At 57.4% G+C, this 18538-nt stretch carries 21 protein-coding genes and 1 tRNA gene; 7 read left to right on the top strand and 15 right to left on the bottom strand.

The window, feature by feature from the left end; all coding sequences use genetic code 11:
- The 3 genes from AC2FFD_RS16125 to AC2FFD_RS16115 are packed head-to-tail and all read right to left on the bottom strand — an operon-like array spanning window position 1 to window position 3024.
- Window positions 1-258: an acyl carrier protein gene (locus AC2FFD_RS16125; protein WP_496873549.1), complete on the bottom strand. Its 258-nt coding sequence runs from the start codon at window positions 256-258 to the stop codon at window positions 1-3.
- A gap of 32 nt (window positions 259-290) precedes the next feature.
- Entirely contained in the window at window positions 291-1382 is a 1092-nt protein-coding gene (gene lpxD, locus AC2FFD_RS16120; protein ID WP_425078275.1) for a UDP-3-O-(3-hydroxymyristoyl)glucosamine N-acyltransferase, read from the bottom strand.
- Window positions 1383-1416: 34 nt separating this feature from the next.
- Entirely contained in the window at window positions 1417-3024 is a 1608-nt protein-coding gene (locus AC2FFD_RS16115; protein WP_496873548.1) for a L,D-transpeptidase family protein, read from the bottom strand.
- A 351-nt stretch (window positions 3025-3375) separates the two neighbouring features.
- Here AC2FFD_RS16115 and mepK point away from each other — a divergent pair, with 351 nt between their 5' ends.
- A complete protein-coding gene (gene mepK / locus AC2FFD_RS16110) occupies window positions 3376-3945 on the top strand; it encodes a peptidoglycan L,D-endopeptidase MepK (RefSeq protein WP_170344246.1) in 570 nt (189 codons plus the stop codon).
- 54 nt (window positions 3946-3999) lie between these two features.
- On the opposite strand, the gene AC2FFD_RS16105 is transcribed toward mepK, so the two are convergent.
- From AC2FFD_RS16105 to iscR, 12 genes are all read right to left on the bottom strand, one after another.
- Window positions 4000-4332 carry a hypothetical protein gene (locus AC2FFD_RS16105; RefSeq protein ID WP_496873547.1) on the bottom strand — a complete coding sequence of 111 codons (333 nt, stop codon included), beginning with the start codon at window positions 4330-4332 and terminating at the stop codon, window positions 4000-4002.
- 357 nt (window positions 4333-4689) lie between these two features.
- Window positions 4690-4962, bottom strand: coding sequence for a hypothetical protein (locus AC2FFD_RS16100; protein ID WP_496873546.1), 273 nt, complete (start codon window positions 4960-4962; stop codon window positions 4690-4692).
- A 75-nt stretch (window positions 4963-5037) separates the two neighbouring features.
- Window positions 5038-5114: transfer RNA gene (locus AC2FFD_RS16095), tRNA-Arg, on the bottom strand.
- Between the two features lie 77 nt (window positions 5115-5191).
- Entirely contained in the window at window positions 5192-6412 is a 1221-nt protein-coding gene (locus AC2FFD_RS16090) for a cysteine desulfurase (protein ID WP_496873545.1), read from the bottom strand.
- Window positions 6413-6424: 12 nt separating this feature from the next.
- Window positions 6425-6991: a YIP1 family protein gene (locus AC2FFD_RS16085; protein WP_171168083.1), complete on the bottom strand. Its 567-nt coding sequence runs from the start codon at window positions 6989-6991 to the stop codon at window positions 6425-6427.
- Window positions 6988-7473 carry a YIP1 family protein gene (locus AC2FFD_RS16080; RefSeq protein ID WP_170344241.1) on the bottom strand — a complete coding sequence of 162 codons (486 nt, stop codon included), beginning with the start codon at window positions 7471-7473 and terminating at the stop codon, window positions 6988-6990. Before AC2FFD_RS16080 ends, AC2FFD_RS16085 begins: the two co-directional genes overlap by 4 nt.
- On the bottom strand, window positions 7473-8753 hold the full coding sequence (locus AC2FFD_RS16075; RefSeq protein WP_170344240.1) for a SufB/SufD family protein: 1281 nt from the start codon (window positions 8751-8753) through the stop codon (window positions 7473-7475). The genes AC2FFD_RS16080 and AC2FFD_RS16075 overlap by 1 nt, the downstream gene beginning before the upstream one ends.
- A complete protein-coding gene (gene sufC / locus AC2FFD_RS16070; RefSeq protein WP_171204773.1) occupies window positions 8753-9508 on the bottom strand; it encodes a Fe-S cluster assembly ATPase SufC in 756 nt (251 codons plus the stop codon). The genes AC2FFD_RS16075 and sufC overlap by 1 nt, the downstream gene beginning before the upstream one ends.
- A gap of 49 nt (window positions 9509-9557) precedes the next feature.
- A complete protein-coding gene (locus AC2FFD_RS16065) occupies window positions 9558-9761 on the bottom strand; it encodes a hypothetical protein (RefSeq protein ID WP_170344237.1) in 204 nt (67 codons plus the stop codon).
- Window positions 9761-11281, bottom strand: coding sequence for a Fe-S cluster assembly protein SufB (gene sufB / locus AC2FFD_RS16060; protein WP_170344235.1), 1521 nt, complete (start codon window positions 11279-11281; stop codon window positions 9761-9763). Before sufB ends, AC2FFD_RS16065 begins: the two co-directional genes overlap by 1 nt.
- A gap of 18 nt (window positions 11282-11299) precedes the next feature.
- Window positions 11300-12343 carry a cysteine desulfurase family protein gene (locus AC2FFD_RS16055; RefSeq protein ID WP_496873544.1) on the bottom strand — a complete coding sequence of 348 codons (1044 nt, stop codon included), beginning with the start codon at window positions 12341-12343 and terminating at the stop codon, window positions 11300-11302.
- A gap of 50 nt (window positions 12344-12393) precedes the next feature.
- Complete coding sequence (iscR, locus tag AC2FFD_RS16050) at window positions 12394-12852, bottom strand: Fe-S cluster assembly transcriptional regulator IscR (protein WP_496873543.1); 459 nt, start codon at window positions 12850-12852, stop codon at window positions 12394-12396.
- A 181-nt stretch (window positions 12853-13033) separates the two neighbouring features.
- Here iscR and AC2FFD_RS16045 point away from each other — a divergent pair, with 181 nt between their 5' ends.
- From AC2FFD_RS16045 to AC2FFD_RS16020, 6 genes are all read left to right on the top strand, one after another.
- A complete protein-coding gene (locus AC2FFD_RS16045; RefSeq protein ID WP_152458017.1) occupies window positions 13034-13687 on the top strand; it encodes an alpha/beta hydrolase in 654 nt (217 codons plus the stop codon).
- Window positions 13687-13932 carry a hypothetical protein gene (locus tag AC2FFD_RS16040; RefSeq protein WP_152458018.1) on the top strand — a complete coding sequence of 82 codons (246 nt, stop codon included), beginning with the start codon at window positions 13687-13689 and terminating at the stop codon, window positions 13930-13932. The genes AC2FFD_RS16045 and AC2FFD_RS16040 overlap by 1 nt, the downstream gene beginning before the upstream one ends.
- On the top strand, window positions 13929-15092 hold the full coding sequence (locus AC2FFD_RS16035; protein ID WP_496873542.1) for an HD domain-containing protein: 1164 nt from the start codon (window positions 13929-13931) through the stop codon (window positions 15090-15092). Before AC2FFD_RS16040 ends, AC2FFD_RS16035 begins: the two co-directional genes overlap by 4 nt.
- Window positions 15093-15468: 376 nt before the next feature.
- Window positions 15469-15804 carry a DMT family transporter gene (locus AC2FFD_RS16030; RefSeq protein WP_480684304.1) on the top strand — a complete coding sequence of 112 codons (336 nt, stop codon included), beginning with the start codon at window positions 15469-15471 and terminating at the stop codon, window positions 15802-15804.
- Window positions 15805-15880: 76 nt separating this feature from the next.
- Window positions 15881-17698 carry a translational GTPase TypA gene (gene typA, locus AC2FFD_RS16025; protein WP_170344229.1) on the top strand — a complete coding sequence of 606 codons (1818 nt, stop codon included), beginning with the start codon at window positions 15881-15883 and terminating at the stop codon, window positions 17696-17698.
- A 611-nt stretch (window positions 17699-18309) separates the two neighbouring features.
- The coding region (locus tag AC2FFD_RS16020; RefSeq protein WP_496873541.1) for a hypothetical protein at window positions 18310-18538 on the top strand (229 nt) is incomplete at its 3' end.

Raw genomic sequence — 18538 nt, 5'->3', positions numbered from 1 at the left:
TCAGACCTTTTCCGACACGAGCTTTTCGATCCCGGCAATGATCGCAGCAACATTCGAGATATCAAAATCGTTGGCCTCGGGTTCATTGGCGTTGAACGGAATTGAAATGTCGAACTCTTCCTCGATGGCGAATATGCTTTCGACCAGACCAAGGCTGTCGATTCCCAGATCTTCCAGCGTGCTTTCGGGCGTCACGTCCGATGGCTCCAGCACGGCCTGCTCTGCAATGATTGCGATGACGCGGTCGCTGATGCGCATGTCGATCCCCTGATTTTCAGTTTGACGATGATTTAATCGCTTGGGGTCTGTTTGAAAACAGCCTTTTTCAATGCCTCAACGTCGCGTGCCATGCGGGGCAGTCGCCGCTGCGCCTTGTAGACATCGGTATGGGTCTCCATTTTGATGCCCGGATACCCCATGATGACGCGCCCGGCGGGCACATTTGACAGAATCTTCGTGCCCCCGCCCGAAATGACGCCGTCCCCTATGAAAATATTGTCGACCACTCCGGTCTGACCACCCAGAACAACGTTGTTGCCGATCTCGACCGAGCCGGACACACCCGTCTGACCGCACAGCAGACAATCCTGCCCGACGCGGGTGTTGTGCCCGACATGGACCAGATTATCCAGCTTGGTGCCGTCACCGATCCGCGTGTTGCGGATGGTTCCATTGTCGACGGTGCAATTGGCGCCAACCTCGACATCGTCCCCGATCTCAACTGCGCCCAAAGAATGGATGCGAAGCCAGCTTTGGGCCTTGGCGTCGCCCTGGTCGCCCAACGTTTTTCGGGCGTTCTCGGCGCCAGAGACCTCGGGCGTTACGAAACTGAATCCGTCACCGCCAATCCTTGCGCCGGGCTGCGCGATGAACCGATCCCCGATTTGGGCCCGCGCGCCAATGCTGACCATTTCCCGCAGCAGGGCCTGTTCGCCTAGAACGGCGTCGATACCCACCACGCAGTGTGCTCCGATGACCGAGCCCGAACCAATTCGCGCCCGCGCACCAACAACGGTCAGCGGTCCTATGGCCACGTCAGATCCGATTTCAGCCGTTGGATCGATTACCGCGGAAGGGTGAATGCCCGGTTCAATCCCTTGCCCGCGATCCAGCATTGCAGTGATCCCCGCCATCGCCATGCGCGGACGTTTCACGAAAACGGCCGCCCGCAAGCCCATGGCCTGCCAATCCGCGCCTTCCCATAGAACGGCGGCGCGCGCGTCCCCTTTCGAAAGCGCTTCGGCGTATTTCGGAGACATGGCCATGGCCAGATCGGTTGGGCCGGCATCGCCCGGTTCGGCCGCCCGCACGATCGTCAGGCCGCCATCACCTTGGCACTCGGCCCCCAAAGCGTCGGCGATTTGCTGAATGGTAAACTGCATCACGGGCTTCCTTTTGGCAGGATTTGCCCTGTGCTTAACCCTGAACGTCCGGCAGGGCCACCCCTGCCTTTTGCAGGGCCTCCCAAATCTTGCGGTCCCGGCCATAGACATCACGGCGATACTGCACGTCGCCCTTTGGTCCGACATAGGCTGTTCGATAGATCAGGTGGACCGGAACTTTTTGCTCCAAATCGACCTTGGTTTCCTTTCCCGTGCTCAGAACACGATGAAAGAAGGCCTTGGGATCCTCTTCCTGTTTGGCCAGCAATGCATAGGCAAACTCGAAAGGCTGCGCCAGCCGGATGCAGCCGTGCGAGAACGCCCGCACCTCACGCGCGAACAGGCTTTTCTGAGGCGTATCATGCAGATAGATATTGTACTTGTTGGGGAACATGAACTTGACCAGCCCCAAAGCATTGCTTTTGCTGGGCGGCTGGCGCATCGCAAATGGAAAGCTCCGGGCGGTGAACTGATTGAAATCAACCGCCCCGCGATTGACCTGCCGCCCCCTGCTGTCAGTGATCTGGATATGACCGACCGCGTTTGGGTTCGCTTTCAGCTTCGGCAGGTATTCCTTGGTGATGATCGAGCGTGGAACATACCAGCTCGGGTTTATCACCATATGCTCCATCACATCCGAGAACTCCGGGCTGCGGCGATCATGCGTGTTCTTGCCGATCACCGCACGGGTTTCAAAAGTGACTTGACCGTCATCCACGATCTTTGCCGAAAAATCTGTCTGGTTGACAAGAATATGACGTGCGCCGCGATCCCGAGGCAGCCAGCGTTCCCGTTCCAGAGCGACATATACAGCCTTGAGCCGGTCCACGGCCGGGCGATTCAACTCGGCAATCGTGCCCTTGCCTGCAACGCCATCAGGTTCCAATCCATGCGCGATTTGAAAGGCCCTGACCCCTTCCAGCAGCGCGGCGTCGAAGGAGGGGCTGGCCGATGGCTTCATGTAGCCCATCAACACCAGCCGATTGCGAAGCTTCACGACATTGGGCCCGGTATCACCGTATTCCAGCTTGGTTTCCGGGACAGTTGCCCCCCAACCGCCTTGATCTATCAAGGCCTGAAGCGCCAGCTTCTGTTTCATCAAAGCCCGGTACTGACGGCTTTGAGGAGCCAACTGCGCAAAATACCCGGCGCCATGTATGTTCAGGCCGTTCAGATGCTCGGCCGCGCTGCGACGATCCACCGACCGAACAAGTCCGTCGTCGATGCTTCCCGGTCGCAGAACACCCGAGTACAATGCGTCGGCAAATTCCACGAAAACCCGGGTCAGCTCCGCTTCGACGGCGCCAAGGTCACGTGTCGAGCGTGCATCCTGCATTTTCTGCATCAAGGATGAAACTGTCACATCGGCCTGCGGCAGACCGTGCAGATGCGCATGTGACAGTGCCTGGATCAATGCCGCCCGGCGTTGCATATGCTCATCGGATTCACCCACCCAAATCGGCGAAAACCCGTTTGTCCGATAAAACTCTGCGATCTGGGAGTCCCGTGGAGTATGTTCTGCGACGGCCATCTGAAACGCCGTGTTGTGCGTGGGTTCAGAGGTGGTATTCGCCACACTGGCCGTGGCCGCAAAACAGGCGGCAAACAGGATACTGGTACTGGCTCGGAAAACAGAAAGCATTGGATGGCCTTGGAATCAATGACTTGGTTGGTGATACATGCGCCGAACAACTATGAATTCCACTGCGCAGACTTGTCTATTCACAAATTCCTTACCAAATTGCTTCTGTTGTCGTCTGATGCGCGTTTGCATCGACCCGGTGGCGCGCAGCCGACACCTGCCAATATTCTGCGCCCGCCTGTGACATTTGCGCAAAAAACTGCCGAAAATTCCCCCTTGAAAAGATGACTGTGAATCACTTCTTGGCCGCCGAATCCGATTGTGTCATAAATTCCGCATCTGGGATGGGAAAAAATTAAGACAGCGCGCGTAACATCGTGCGCAGGCAGGAACAGTACGGGACGAACCAAAATGACCAAGAGCAGTTCCTCGGGCTTGACCCGGCGTGCCCTTTTGGGGGCGTTTGCAGCAACCGCAGTCGCAGCCGCACCCACCTACTCCAATGCAGCAGGCTTTTTGCGCGGCGGCGGCGATATCCGTCGCATTCGCATGTATTCCGGTCGCACAGGCGAACGGTTGGACATGATTTATTGGGTCGATGGTAAGTATATCAAGGACGCTGTCAAAGAAGTGAACCATTTCATGCGGGATTGGCGCACGGATCAGGTAAAATCCATCGATTTACGTACGATTGATATCATGGCGGCATCACACAACCTTCTGGATGTCAATGAACCTTATATGTTGCTGTCGGGCTATCGCTCTCCACAGACCAACGCCATGCTCCGCGCCCGCTCTCGTGGCGTCGCCCGGAAATCGCTTCATATGCAGGGACAAGCCGCAGACTTGCGCCTGGCGTCCCGCTCTGTCTCGCAGATGGCCAAAGCAGCTATGTCATGCCGGGCCGGTGGTGTCGGCCAATACTACGGGTCCAATTTCGTGCATATGGACTGCGGCGTCGTGCGCACCTGGCGCGGCTAAGACGGCGCCTTCGCAATCTCGGCCGGTCTGACAGGGGCTTGCCGGGAGGGCCGGCTACATCCCTGCGTCTCCACCTCCGCCGCCGACATCCCCGCCACCGCTATCATTGCTGGAAGCCGTTTCCGTGGTGGCGCTGGTCTCACGGGACTTTTCATCCCCGGTATCAGAGGCAGCATTGGAGCTGGAAGCATTGTCGCCTTCTGAATCCTCGTCGCTGTCGGGTTCTTCGTTGTCGGTCAGCTTGGCAAGGATGAAGGCCAGAATTACGGCGACCACGATCCAACCCAACAGGTTTAAGAGTGAAAGGCCCATAATTGTGCCGCCCAACACCAACAGGGCCACAATCACGACGGCTATCAACATTTTTTTTGAAGAGATGACTTTCACGTTCTTTCCTCCGTTATAGCTGACGCAAGCCAGCCTTGTTCGGAAAGTGTACATCAAGAAACCACTGACAGAGAGGTCAAGCCTCGAAAGCGATCGTCAACTGCGATCAGCATGGCGGCGCTGGCAATTTTGAAAAGGCCGCCTGCGCAGCGATGAGACTGAAAGGCGCTGACATGATCAATGCGAGAGGTCGTGTCTCGAGATGCAGTCGCCGAACTCAATCAATCTTACATCTCCCAGACGCATATTCATGGAACAATCGCGGCAACCCTGTCTCGATCTTGTTCGTGGCTTGCGAAAAGGATTGCAGCCCGGAACACCGCACGCACCCCTGAACACGATCCTCCAAACACTGACCTAGGGCCTCAAGGGTGCTGCCTGAATCAAAAAGGATGCTTTATTGACCCGAGTTTCTGTTCTTCCAAAGCGCAAGGCGCTGCTCATCGCGTTTTTCATACTCGGCAAGGCGGCATGTTCTCGGAGCAGAGCAGGCCCCTCTTCCTTCACAGCGAAACGAGCCTGAAAGAATTCCAGTCCGGTGATCTGAGCAACGTCCTTAGGGAACCTTCGTTTGAACCTGAAGCCTTCCTTGAGTTTGTCGAGATATTTGATCTTCATCACGATAGCCATGTGGTACTTAAACTCCTGCAAATGTGGTACAGAAGCGGCTGTTTTTCCCAACGAACCTTAGAAATATGGCGATGGTGGCGCACCTGAGAGGATTCGAACCTCTGGCCTCTGCCTTCGGAGGGCAGCGCTCTATCCAGCTGAGCTACAGGTGCCTTGGCCGTTAGCTAACCTTGTTCCAATCCGGGTGCAACTGAAAATCGTGATTGTTGCACCCTCTTTGAAACCAAAATCAGGCGAAAAGATCATGCGCCAATTCAAGCGCTTCGATCAGCGTGTCGACCTCATCCGTCGTGTTATACAGACCAAAGCTGGCACGACAGGTCGCCGTGACGCCCAGGTGATCCATAAGCGGGCCTGCGCAGTGATGCCCGGCGCGGACGGCAACGCCTTTTTTGTCCAGAATGGTGGATACATCATGCGCATGGCCGGCCCCGTCCAGCGTAAAGCTGAAGATGGCTGCCTTGTCTGGCCGCGTGCCCTGAACCTGAAGCCAGTTGAGACCGTTCAGGCGCTGCATCGCATAGTCCCGCAAGCCGGATTCATGGGCGGCAATGTTGTCCATCCCCAAATCCATCATGTATTCCAGCGCAACGCCCAGGCCGATGGTTTGGACAATGCCGGGTGTTCCGGCCTCGAACTTCATAGGCGGATCGTTGTAGATCACCTGATCCTTGCTGACCTCTTTGATCATGTCACCGCCACCGATAAAGGGGCGCATCTCGGCCATGCGTTCGGACTTGATGTAGATCGCACCCGACCCCGACGGGCCATACAGCTTGTGGCCGGTGATGGCGTAAAAGTCGCAACCGATGTCCTGAACGTTCACCGGCATATGCACCGCGCCCTGACTGCCATCAACCAGCACCGGAACGCCCCTGGCATGTGCACCTTCGGTGATGGCTTTGACATCCACGACGGTACCCAGAACATTGGAACATTGCGTCACGGCCACAAGTTTGGTTTTCGGGCTGATCGCATCGATCACCGCCTGGGGATCCAGCCCTCCGTCAGCGTCCACATCCACCCACTTCAGAACGACGCCCTGCCGTTCCCGCAGGAAATGCCAGGGCACGATGTTGGCGTGATGCTCCATGACGCTCAGGACGATCTCATCCCCGGCTTCGAGGCGCGGCATGGCCCAGCCATAGGCAACAAGATTTATTCCTTCGGTCGTTCCGGAATTCAGAACGATCTCATCCTCGTTCAATGCCCCCAGGAAACGGGCGATGATGCCGCGAACGGCTTCGTATTTCTCGGTCGACAGATTGGACAGATAGTGCAATCCACGGTGAACATTCGAATACTCTTCGGAATAGGCACGGGTCACCGCATCGATGACGACCTGAGGCTTCTGAGCCGACGCACCGTTGTCCAGATAGGTCAGCGGCTTGCCATTCACCTGACGTGACAGGATCGGAAAGTCAGAGCGAATTTTCTGCACATCATACATGATACGGTTTTCCTAGACAGGCGCGGCCGGTGTTAAATACAGGACGAAGGGAACCGCAATCAGGGCTGACAACAGAATTACGGCGAAGGATTTCCAAAGGGATCCGAATTGATGCGCTTCGTTCAGGAAATGAAGCGTGATGTAAAGGCTCAGGATCGCCGTCGCGAACAGCATCATCATCATCAGAAACGGCATCGTCAGGCTTAGAACAAGGGTCATGACCAGGGCAACGATTTGCAGGAACTGCAACCACACTGTCAGGACCATCAGATCGTCAAAGCTTGCTTTGCCGCCTATCGCTTTTCCGACGACGAAGAACGCGAGGATGCTCAGCAGCATTGCTCCGGCGGACCGCAGCAAAACAACGGGGATACTTTCGGGTGGCGGTGCGATTTGACCCTGCGGCACGGGGACCGACAAATCGATGCCCAACTGCACGAGACAGTTCAGAACCACTGCCAGCGCAAAGGCCAACCACAAACCTTCCCGCCCCGGCTTCAGGGACAACAGCTGGCGGGCGGCTTGGTCGGGGCTTCTGATCGTCAGAACCGCCAGAGCGCCAAGGGAATTGATCGTCATGCAGCGGACCTTTGTACTTGTCTCAGACCGGATAACCAGAACCAGACAAAAACAGCAACCCAGGCGACACCCACAATTGTCAAAGCGGGCCCGGGCCCGATGAACCCGGCAACCAGACCATTCAACAAGACCAGGGGGGCGGATGCCAACAACGCCCAGAACAGGGCCAGTCGTGCGCCATAGGCTGTGCCCTGCCCGCCCGCCATCCGCGCCGCCCAATAGGAAACCAGCGCCAGCGTATAGAAAAACAACGGCAATATGAACACCGACCCCAGCAAGGCGCCGCCCAGAAGCATGTTCAGCTCGACACCTTCAATATGCGCTTTGCGGGCAAGGCTGGGCATTTGCGCAACAAAGGCCACCACGCAAAAGGCCATGACAAACACCAGCGCCCTGTCTTCCCGCTGACCCATTTCTAGAAGCCGGTGCACCACGCGCCCCGGCCCCCGGTATGTGGCCAGTATGTCAGACGAGACAGCCATCAGCCACGACGCGCCAGCCACCCTTCCAGACGGCTTACGATCTCGTCCGTCAAGGCGCTGTCTTCGATCTCATCCACCGCTTCGGCAAGAAAGGCCAAAGTCAGCATGTTGGTCGCGTCCTTGACCGGCACGCCACGGGACCGCAGATAGAACAGCGCGGTTTCGTCTATCGCACCCGAGGTCGAACCATGCGAACACGCCACGTCATCGGCATAGATCTCAAGCTCGGGCTTGGCGAGGAACTGGCTGTCACCGTCCAGAAGCAGCGATTGGCTGATCTGGTAACCGTCAGTCTTCTGGGCGCCTTCCTTGACCAGGATCTTGCCCTGGAACACGCCGGTCGCCCCGTTGCGCAGCACTTTCTTGAACACCTGCCGGCTTTCGCAGTTTACCGCGTCATGGGTGATGAAGACCGTGTCGTCATGATGGAAGTCGCCATCGCCAACACAGGCCCCGGCCACATGGGCGACCGCGTCATCGCCGGTCAGCTCGACGACCTGCTCATTGCGGGTCAGCACGCCATTCACAGTCAGTGTGAAGGACTTGTAGACCGATTCCGTGCCCAGACGGGTGAACATATGCGTCGCGGCCCGGCGTTCATGGTCCCTGCCCTGCGCGCGCACATGATGCAGCGTGCCCTTGTCGGCAATGTCGATCTCCATGCACTTGTTGAAGCGTGACGCAGCCGGGCCGGTTTCCAGAATGGTGGCCTCGGCCCCGCTTTCCACACGAACGACATGATGCAGGATCGCATCCGAGGTCGGCGACGCATGACGATAGATCAGGTTGATCGGTTTGGACGGTTTGCCAGTAACGTGAATCGCCACACCATCCGACGCAAAGGCCGTGTTCAACGCCGCCAACGGGCGCTGGACCGGGGACTGACCGCGCGCTTCAAGTACGCCATACAGGTCTTTCGCCCAATGAATGTCCTTGCAGCAGATATCCTCGAGCCGGTCGATGGTCACGCCTTCCAGCGACAGGTCGTCCGACTCTTCGGCACTGAATTCACCGTCCACGAAGACGATGTTCAGCCGGTCGAGCTCGCTGAACATCAACGGCTCATCATCGGCAAACACCGCCGCCGGAGGCGCGTCTGGCGAGACAAGCGTATCCGGTTGAGTGTATTTCCAATATTCGTCACGCCGTCCGGGCAGACCGGTTTCCAGAACACGGGCCAGCGCGTCTTCGCGCGCGGCGCGGGTGCAGCCCGCATCGGGCATGGTCAAGGCAGACAGCCGGGCCTCGGTTGCGGATTGTTTGACTTCGGGCAAGGCCATCAGTTCACCTCGGCAAGAATGTCGGCATAACCGTTGTTTTCAACCTCAAGCGCCAGTTCGGGGCCTCCGGTCTTGACAATACGGCCATCGGCCATGATGTGCACGACGTCGGGTTTGATGTGATCCAGCAGGCGCTGGTAATGGGTGATGACCAGGAACCCACGACCTTCATCGCGCAGGGCATTCACACCTTCGGCGACCAGCTTCATCGCGTCCACATCCAGACCCGAGTCGGTTTCGTCCATGATGCACATCTTGGGTTCCAGCATGGCCATTTGCAGGATTTCATTGCGCTTTTTCTCGCCGCCCGAGAAGCCCACATTGACTGGACGCTTGAGCATGTCCGCGTCGATCTTCAACGTCTTGGCTTTGGCACGCACTTCCTTGAGGAAATCCGCCGCGGACAGCTCGTCGTCACCACGCGCCTTGCGCTGGGCATTCACGGCGGTGCGCAGGAAAGTCATGTTGCCCACGCCCGGAATTTCCACGGGGTACTGGAACGCCAGAAATACGCCAGCAGCGGCGCGCTCTTCCGGTTCCATCTCCAGCAGGTCCTCGCCATCCAGCGTGGCAGAACCCTCAGTCACTTCGTACCCGTCGCGGCCCGACAGCACATAGCTGAGTGTTGACTTGCCTGACCCGTTCGGCCCCATGATCGCGTGTACCTTGCCAGCCTCAACCGTCAGGTCCACACCCTTGAGGATCTGCTTGTCTTCTTCTTCAAGCTTCACGTGCAGATTCTTGATTTCCAGCATTTTTTATCCTTTTGCGTATCGCAAGGGGCACCGTGGCCCCGAAACCTTCCTATCCCAGAAACTTGCGGATCAGCCGCGCGACGATCCAACCCAGGATCGCCCCTCCGCCAACCGCCCAAACCGGGTTGATGAATTCCATGTGGTTGATGTTGACGTAAGCCATACCCAGCAGACCGCCCAGAACCGGCAACGCGTACCCCAGCCAGGTCAGCACGTCCTCTTTCCGGATGCCGTTTCGTGACGCCCGCGTCATCAGCCAACCGACCCTTCCAGCGAGATTGCCACCAATTGCTGCGCTTCCATGGCGAACTCCATCGGCAGTGCTTGCAGAACGTCCTTGCAGAACCCGTTGACCACCAAGGCCACGGCCTCTTCTTCGTCCATGCCGCGCTGACGGCAGTAGAACAGCTGATCGTCATCCACCTTGGACGTCGTCGCCTCATGCTCAACCCGGGACGAGTTGTTCTTGACCTCGATATACGGAACCGTATGCGCGCCGCATTTGTCGCCGATCAGCAAGCTGTCGCATTGGGTATAGTTGCGGCTGTCCTTCGCCTTCGGATGCATCGAAACCAGACCGCGATAGGTGTTCTGCGCCTTGCCTGCGCTGATGCCCTTGGACACGATGCGCGACTTGGTGTTCTTGCCCAGATGGACCATCTTGGTGCCGGTATCGGCCTGCTGATAGTTGTTGGCAATCGCGATCGAATAGAACTCACCCTGGCTTTCGTTGCCGCGCAGAATGCAGGACGGGTATTTCCACGTCACGGCCGAGCCGGTTTCGACCTGCGTCCACATCACCTTGGACCTGTCGCCCCGGCAGTCGGCACGTTTGGTCACGAAGTTGTAGATGCCGCCCTTGCCGTTCTCATCCCCGGGGAACCAGTTCTGGACGGTCGAGTATTTCACCTCGGCGTCTTCCTCGACGATGATCTCGACCACGGCTGCGTGCAACTGCGCGGTGTCGCGCTGGGGCGCGGTGCAGCCTTCCAGATAGGACACGTACGAGCCTTTGTCCGCGATGATCAGTGTTCGTTCGAACTGGCCGGTGTTTTCGGCGTTGATGCGGAAATAGGTGCTCAGCTCCATCGGGCAGCGGACACCGGGCGGAATGTAGACGAATGACCCATCCGAAAACACGGCCGAATTCAGTGTCGCATAAAAGTTGTCCGACACCGGAACCACAGTGCCCAGATACTTCTTGACCAGTTCAGGATGTTCCTTGATCGCTTCTGAAATCGAACAGAAGATCACGCCGGCTTTCTTCAGTTCGGCCTGAAAAGTCGTGCCAACCGAAACCGAGTCAAAAACCGCGTCGACAGCAACCTTGCGGCCCTCGGCCGGTGCGTCTTCAGCACCTTCGACGCCAGCCAAAATCATCTGTTCTTTCAGTGGGATACCCAGTTTTTCGTATGTGGCCAACAGCTTGGGATCGACCTCATCCAAGGACTTTGGCTTCTCTTCCATCGATTTCGGACGGGCATAGTAATACTGGTTCTGAAAATCGATCTCGGGATAGGTGACCATGGCCCATTTCGGTTCTTCCATCTTGGTCCAGCGTTCAAACGCGGCCAGACGCCATTCGGTCATCCATTCCGGTTCTTCATTCTTTTCCGAGATCAGTCGGACGATGTCAGGGTTCACACCTTTCGGCGCGTACTCCATCTCAATGTCAGTTTCCCAGCCGTATTTGTAGGTTCCGGCCTCGCGCACCGCATCCACGGTTTCCTGATCGACACCTTCTTTAACCTGGGTCTGGTCCAAAGCGGCCATGACTTGCCCTCCGTCAGATCACGCGGCCCGCGCGCGATGCTTTTTCTCTTTCTCAAGCCACGTCTCGGCGAAACGCAGCACATCTTCTTCCGTTGTCCGAGGTCCCAGCGACACGCGGATTGCGCTGCTGGCAGTTTCCTCGTCAAATCCCATTGCGGTAAGCACCGCGCTGGCACGAACCTTGCCGCTGGAACAGGCAGAGCCCGCACTGACGGCAAAACCCGACAGGTCCATCTGCATGACCTGGGTTTCCCCCTTCCAACCGGGCACAGCAAAACACAGAGTGTTCGGCAGGCGTTGCCGCCCTTTCCCGACAAAAATAGGTGATTTTACAGCAGCCTCAAGAGCGTTTTCTAGAATATTTCTAAATTCTTCGATCTGCTCCCAAACGCCATTGGCCAGATCCCGTGCAGCAGCTTCAGCTGCGGCGCCGAACCCCGCGATACCAATGACATTTTCGGTTCCTGACCTGCGGCCCATTTCCTGACCGCCCCCCTTGATCTGCGCCGCCAGATCGGTTCCGCGATGCATCACAACAGCACCGACACCCTTTGGGCCGCCCAGCTTATGGGCGGAAATCAAGGCCATCTGCGCATTCATCCAGTTGAACGCGACGGGCAGCTTGCCAAAAGCCTGTGTGGCGTCTGTCACGGCCAGACCGGGCGGCAGTGTTTGAACAATCCCCGTCTCAGAGTTTGCCAGTTGCAACGTCGACGTTTCAGGTGCGGCCACCTGCACGTCTCCGGCCTCGGAAACCGAAAGATCCTCTTTGATCCAGGCTCTTACCGCGTCATGCTCAATCGCTGCGCCGTGCAATTTGCGCCCCGACAATGTCAGCGCCGCGCCTTCGGTTGAACCAGATGTAAAGACGATATCCGCTCCATCCGCCCCAAAGGCCGATGCAACCTGAGCCCTAGCACGCTCGATCAGAGCCTTGGCGGCCCGACCTTCCGCATGAACCGACGAGGGGTTGCCGCAGACATCCATCGCCGCAATCATCGCGTCCCTTGCTTCGGGGCGCAGCGGCGTTGTTGCATTGTGATCCAGATAAACACGTTTCATGGATACATCTTTTTGCCGACAGACTTCATTTCTTACCTCGCCCGTTCAGATCATTCATCTACGACAGAGAACAGGCTCGGCACGGCCGGGCATGGGGCGAGGTCGTTCTTGATCACATCCGACAACCGGGTTTGATGCAGGAACACATAGACATGCGCGCTGAGACTTTCCCAAAGCCGATTGGTCAACGATTGTGCGCGGCTGCCGGACGAAGCCCCGGACGCTCCTGCCCCTTTTTGCAGCGCATCAACGGTTTCGTCCACGGCCGCCAGAATCTCGACAACGCGAATTTCGGATGCCGGGCGCGCCAGTCGATACCCGCCGCCGGGCCCACGCACGGAGGACACCAAGCTCGCCCGGCGCAGTTTGACGAAGAGCTGCTCGAGATATGGCAACGAGATGTCCTGCCGCTCGGAGATTTCCCCGAGCGTTACCAGTCGTTCCGTCGGCTGAAGCGCAATATCCGCCAGAGCGACCATTGCGTAACGCCCTTTGGTCGACAGCTTCATTCCATGTCCCCTTTCAGCAGGATTTGCGCGAAATCATTGACGCCGACGTTGCCAGTGCGTATCTCCGACTGACAGCGCAGAAAAGCGCCATGCAATGCAATTAGAACCGTTCTAAGGTGCCCGACGATTATCGTCAAGTATATCCGGGCATCTGTACGAAAAAGACAGGACCAAAGCACACATGCCCGAGGTGATTTTTCCCGGACCCGAAGGCCGCCTGGAAGGCCGCTACCACCCGCAAAAGGAAAAAGACGCACCGATCGCCATCGTGCTTCACCCGCACCCTCAGTTCGGCGGGACCATGAACAACAAGGTGGTCTACAACCTGCACTATGCCTTCTACAACATGGGCTTCACCGTGTTGCGCTTCAACTTTCGCGGCGTCGGTCGCAGCCAGGGCGAATACGATCAAGGCGTGGGCGAGCTGAGCGATGCGGCGTCGGCGCTGGACTACCTGCAATCGATGAACAACAATTCGAAACACTGCTGGGTCGCAGGTTTCTCGTTCGGTGCGTGGATCGGTATGCAACTGCTGATGCGCCGCCCTGAAATCACGGGATTCATCAGTGTATCGCCCCCTGCAAACATGTACGACTTTTCGTTCCTTGCCCCCTGCCCGTCTTCCGGCCTGATCATCAACGGCACGGCTGACAGGGTGGCGCCTCCGGCTGACACGACCTCGCTGGTGAACAAGCTGCACGAGCAAAAGGGAATCACCATCACGCACACCGAAGTGGAAGGTGCGGACCACTTCTTTCAGGATCGTCACATGGACACGCTGATCACCAATGTCAGCGACTATGTGAAACGCCGCCTGACCGAGAACACCCGCTGATGTCCGACACCATCACATCTCTTGCCGCCAAACTGGCCGAAGATACGATGAAGGTTATGGATGAGACAGGCGAAGACAGGTTCTTCGTCGAAGTTGGAGAAGTGCTCGGGGCTGCGTCTCAGTCTCTGGAAGAGGCGTTTCTGACGGAAATTCGTGTTCGGTTGGCGGAACGGAAAGCCAGGCAGTTCGTGATCAAACGCTTGTCTGCGCATCGTGCGAAGCAGAAAGCGATCGAAAAACAATGACCGACCGTTTGTCGGCGCAAATCGCATTTCTGAAACGGGCCGACGAACTGAAAATGGTCGAGCGGGCAAATGTCCTGCTTGACCAGTCCAGACCCGAGAATTCCGCGGAGCACAGCTGGCATCTGGCCTTGTGGGCCCTGGTCATGGCCCCGTTGGCAGGGTCGGATGTCTCGATTGATCGGGTCATCCGTATGCTGTTGCTGCATGACCTGGTTGAGATCATCGTCGGCGACCACCCCATTCATCTTGAAACCGATTGGAACTCGGTTGCCGAGGCTGAGCAAGCCGCAGCCAAAGATCTGTTTGGGCTGTTGCCAGGGGATCAGGCTGATGCCCTCCACGCTTTGCGGCGTGAATTCGAGGAGGATCAGACCGCCGACGCCCGGTTTGCAAAAGTTCTGGATCGGTGTCAGCCGCTGTTTCAGGTTCTATGTGCCCCGAACCCCGATCCGGACCACGTGGACATAGCGCGCTCAAATCTCGAAGGCGGTCGCGCCGCCTATCTGGCACAGGTTTTTCCACTGGCCTACGAGCACGCCGCAAACCTGCTGGCTGGTGCAGATACGAAGGCCAACGCGTTTACGACACGGCTGGCGTTTCTGACCGAAGCCGATCAGTTGAAATCCGTTCTCCGCGCCTCGCGGTTGATGGCGGGAGATCGTTTCGAAAACTCGGCAGAACACTCGTGGCACATCATGCTCTACGCCTGGGTTCTGGCTGAAAATGCGCCCCCAGAGATCAGTGTTGATCGGGTCCTTCAAATGCTGCTGCTGCACGATATCGTCGAAATCGACGCGGGCGACAATCCGATCCACGGGCAGGTCGACCACGCAGCGCAAGCAGCCAAGGAACAAGCGGCGGCCAAGCGTTTGTTCGGGCTGCTGCCCGACACGCAATGCAGCACCTTCACGACACTGTGGCACGAGTTTGAAGCGGCAGACAGCCCGGACGCCAGGTTCGCCAAAGCCGTTGATCGTTTTCAGACACCTGTCGCCAATCTGGAAACCGGTGGCGGGTCGTGGGTCGATTACAAGGTTACATATGCCCAGCTTGAGGCACGCGTTCAGCCTGCGATTGCAGCAGGTTCTCCTCGGCTGTGGGATTGGCTGCAACCGCAACTGGCAGCACATTTCCAAAGCGTCGAGGCTGTACATCATTAGACGGAAAAGAAAAAAGGAGCCCGACGGCTCCTTTTTCCCTGCTAAGCTCTACGTGGCGCTTAAAAAACACTACTACCATCAAACTGTTCAACCATGTTGGCTGCTTCAACTTCGACGGACCCCCCGTCAGCAAGCCACCCAATCGCCACTATCAGACCCGCAGCAAATATCACGGATTTCGAAAATGTCGTCATAACTCAATACTCAATAACAAATCCTAAAATACGCTGAGAACATTACACTAATTCGATTCTCTGAATAGTCAGGTATACCTGACCTCAAGTGGTTTTCTTCCATCTTCAGACCCAAAATTGCCTTGTCCACCCCTTCGGTTTCATGCTCAACGCGGGGTATCTTTCCTGTTTCGAGGATCAAAATGCCCCAAGCCTATCTGTATCTGATGCTGGCTGTTGTTGCGGAAACCATTGGCACCACGGCCTTGCAGGCCAGTCAACAATTCACGCGGTTCTGGCCATCCGTCCTTGTGGTCATGGGGTACGGAGTCGCATTTTACCTCATGGCGCTGACGCTGAAATACATGCCTGTCGGCATTGTCTATGCAATCTGGTCAGGTCTGGGCATCTTTCTGATCGCCGTGATCGGATTCATCGTGTTCGGCCAAAGGCTGGATTGGCCTGCGATCCTGGGGTTGACGTTGATCTTGTCCGGAATCCTGATCATTCACCTCTTTTCCAAGACTGCCGGCCACTGATCCACGGTTAGGGCTGGTATATTTTGTCGCGCCGCGCTATGCGCGCGGCAACTTCCCGTTCAAAGGCTGACCTCTCATGGACCTGCGCAATATCGCAATCATCGCTCACGTGGACCACGGCAAGACGACCCTGGTGGATGAGCTGCTCAAACAATCCGGCGCGTTCCGGGAAAACCAGGCCGTGGCGGAACGCGCCATGGACAGCAACGACCTGGAACGCGAGCGTGGCATCACCATTCTGGCCAAGGCAACTTCGGTCGAATGGAAAGACACCCGCATCAACATCGTCGACACGCCGGGCCACGCCGATTTCGGTGGTGAGGTCGAGCGTATCCTCAGCATGGTCGATGGCGTTGTCCTGCTGGTTGACGCCGCCGAAGGCCCGATGCCGCAGACCAAATTCGTGACGTCGAAAGCCCTGGCGCTGGGCCTGCGCCCGATCGTGGTTCTGAACAAGGTCGACAAGCCGGATGCGGAGCCTGATCGCGCACTGGATGAATGCTTTGATCTGTTTGCAAACCTCGGTGCCGATGATGATCAATTGGATTTCCCGGCCATGTATGCCTCGGGCCGCTCCGGCTGGGCGGATATGGAGCTGGACGGCCCCCGCAAGGACCTGAGCGCCCTGTTTGATCTGATCGTCGATCACGTTCCTGCCCCGAAACAGATCGCGCACAAGGGTGAACCGTTCCGGATGCTGGCCACCACTTTGGGCAGCGATCCCTTCATCGGCCGCATTCTGACCGGTCGTGTGGAAAGCGGCACATTGAAGGCTGGCGACAGCCTGAAAGCCCTGAGCCGCGATGGATCGTTGATCGAAAACTTTCGCGCCTCAAAAATATTGGCATTCCGTGGGCTGGCACAGCAACCTATCGATGTGGCCGAAGCCGGTGACATCGTCACCATCGCCGGCATGAGCAAAGCCACCGTGGCGGATTCTCTGGTTGCTCCGCAGGTCGAAGAAGCCCTGCCTGCACAGCCCATCGACCCGCCGACGATCACCGTAACTTTTGGCATCAATGATTCTCCGTTGGCCGGTCGGGATGGCAAGAAGGTTCAGTCGCGCGTCATCCGTGATCGCCTGATGAAAGAAGCCGAATCGAATGTCGCGATCCGCGTCACCGACACACCCGGCGGCGAGGCTTTCGAGGTCGCCGGCCGCGGCGAATTGCAGATGGGTGTTCTGATCGAGAACATGCGTCGCGAAGGGTTCGAGCTCAGCATTTCGCGCCCCCAGGTTCTGTTCCGCGAAGAAAACGGACAGCGTCTGGAACCCATCGAAGAAGTCACCATCGACGTGGATGATGAATACTCGGGCTCGGTGATCGAAAAGATCACAGGGGCGCGCAAAGGTGAGTTGGTCGAGATGCGCCCCGCTGGGGCCGGCAAGACCCGCATCATCGCGCATGTACCGTCCCGTGGTCTGATCGGCTATCACGGCGAATTCCTGACTGACACCCGCGGCACAGGCGTTCTGAACCGCGTGTTCCATGGCTGGGCGCCGCACAAAGGCCCGATCCCGGGTCGCCGGGCCGGCGTTCTGATCTCGATGGAGAACGGTCAGGCCGTCGCTTACGCCCTGTGGAACCTGGAGGAGCGTGGCCGGATGTTTGTCGGCCCTCAAACGGATGTCTATCAAGGCATGGTGATTGGCGAGCATTCTCGTGACAATGATCTGGAAGTGAACCCGCTGAAGGGCAAGAAACTGACAAACGTACGCGCCAGTGGCTCGGACGATGCGGTTCGCCTGACACCGCATGTTCAATTCTCGCTGGAAGAGGCAATTGCCTATATTGACGACGATGAACTGGTCGAAGTCACACCGAATGCGGTGCGCTTGCGCAAGCGTTATCTTGATCCGCACGAACGCAAGCGGATGGCCAAGTCGGCCTGATTTTCCGGGCAGACCACCGTCGCGATCAGAAACAATTGCCCAAGTGTGGCAATTTTGCGTCCAAACGGACAAAAGATGAAAAATGGACAACCGGGCACTGCGCCCGGTTTTCTTTTGATAACAGGCGGCTTTCTGCTTCTGGTTGCATTAATTCTTCACCACTCCCCCGGCCCACATATTGTGATTGAGACCCGTTTAAGGTGAAAATATGCCAGTTGTGTGACGTCGTTCATAAACACCCTCGCTTCGGTGGTTCATATGAACACGTAGTAAAGTATCGAGTTTCTAGGAGTTCCAAATGGGTATCCGGTCCCGCAATATCCCGCTGTTTTTTGTTGCTACGACGTTTTTGTTTTCGCCTGCGGGCGAAGCTTTCGCAGCCGGGACATGTACCGTTCAAACAGCCAGACAATCCGCAGCTTCCGCACAGGTGTTATGTGAGTGCGACGCGGTGACATCGGGTATGATCCGGTACATTCAACGCCGGCACGATTTCGATCAAATTCTGGCGCGAGTCGGAGCTGAATGCACACCACTTGCAGATTTGCTTTCTGATTTTCCCACGGCATCGATCGGCGCAAGTGATCAACGGTCCGGAGATGGTCCGTCTGATGAGACTGTCGACAGCAGCCCGGCTTTCGGTGGCGGCGGTGGTTCAGGCGGTGGAACTGGCACCACTGGCGCTGGAGGCGGTGGCACTGGCGGTGAAGGTGGCAGCACTGGTGGTGAAAACGAAGGCGGCGGTGAAAGCGAAGGCGGCGGCGAAGGCGGCGGCGAAGGTGAAGGCGGCGGCGAAGGTGAAGGCGGCGGCGAAGGTGAAGGCGGCGGCGAAGGTGAAGG

The organism is Ruegeria sp. YTSC002 (genome assembly GCF_059609845.1).
This window is presented reverse-complemented; position numbering and strand designations above follow the sequence as displayed.

Coding starts and splice junctions, on each gene's coding strand:
- AC2FFD_RS16125 (WP_496873549.1), bottom strand. CDS start 258: ATGCGCATCAGCGACCGCGTCATCGCAATCATTGCAGAGCAGGCCGTG.
- lpxD (WP_425078275.1), bottom strand. CDS start 1,382: ATGCAGTTTACCATTCAGCAAATCGCCGACGCTTTGGGGGCCGAGTGC.
- AC2FFD_RS16115 (WP_496873548.1), bottom strand. CDS start 3,024: ATGCTTTCTGTTTTCCGAGCCAGTACCAGTATCCTGTTTGCCGCCTGT.
- mepK (WP_170344246.1), top strand. CDS start 3,376: ATGACCAAGAGCAGTTCCTCGGGCTTGACCCGGCGTGCCCTTTTGGGG.
- AC2FFD_RS16100 (WP_496873546.1), bottom strand. CDS start 4,962: ATGGCTATCGTGATGAAGATCAAATATCTCGACAAACTCAAGGAAGGC.
- AC2FFD_RS16090 (WP_496873545.1), bottom strand. CDS start 6,412: ATGTATGATGTGCAGAAAATTCGCTCTGACTTTCCGATCCTGTCACGT.
- AC2FFD_RS16085 (WP_171168083.1), bottom strand. CDS start 6,991: ATGACGATCAATTCCCTTGGCGCTCTGGCGGTTCTGACGATCAGAAGC.
- AC2FFD_RS16080 (WP_170344241.1), bottom strand. CDS start 7,473: ATGGCTGTCTCGTCTGACATACTGGCCACATACCGGGGGCCGGGGCGC.
- AC2FFD_RS16075 (WP_170344240.1), bottom strand. CDS start 8,753: ATGGCCTTGCCCGAAGTCAAACAATCCGCAACCGAGGCCCGGCTGTCT.
- sufC (WP_171204773.1), bottom strand. CDS start 9,508: ATGCTGGAAATCAAGAATCTGCACGTGAAGCTTGAAGAAGAAGACAAG.
- AC2FFD_RS16065 (WP_170344237.1), bottom strand. CDS start 9,761: ATGACGCGGGCGTCACGAAACGGCATCCGGAAAGAGGACGTGCTGACC.
- sufB (WP_170344235.1), bottom strand. CDS start 11,281: ATGGCCGCTTTGGACCAGACCCAGGTTAAAGAAGGTGTCGATCAGGAA.
- AC2FFD_RS16055 (WP_496873544.1), bottom strand. CDS start 12,343: ATGAAACGTGTTTATCTGGATCACAATGCAACAACGCCGCTGCGCCCC.
- iscR (WP_496873543.1), bottom strand. CDS start 12,852: ATGAAGCTGTCGACCAAAGGGCGTTACGCAATGGTCGCTCTGGCGGAT.
- AC2FFD_RS16045 (WP_152458017.1), top strand. CDS start 13,034: ATGCCCGAGGTGATTTTTCCCGGACCCGAAGGCCGCCTGGAAGGCCGC.
- AC2FFD_RS16040 (WP_152458018.1), top strand. CDS start 13,687: ATGTCCGACACCATCACATCTCTTGCCGCCAAACTGGCCGAAGATACG.
- AC2FFD_RS16035 (WP_496873542.1), top strand. CDS start 13,929: ATGACCGACCGTTTGTCGGCGCAAATCGCATTTCTGAAACGGGCCGAC.
- AC2FFD_RS16030 (WP_480684304.1), top strand. CDS start 15,469: ATGCCCCAAGCCTATCTGTATCTGATGCTGGCTGTTGTTGCGGAAACC.
- typA (WP_170344229.1), top strand. CDS start 15,881: ATGGACCTGCGCAATATCGCAATCATCGCTCACGTGGACCACGGCAAG.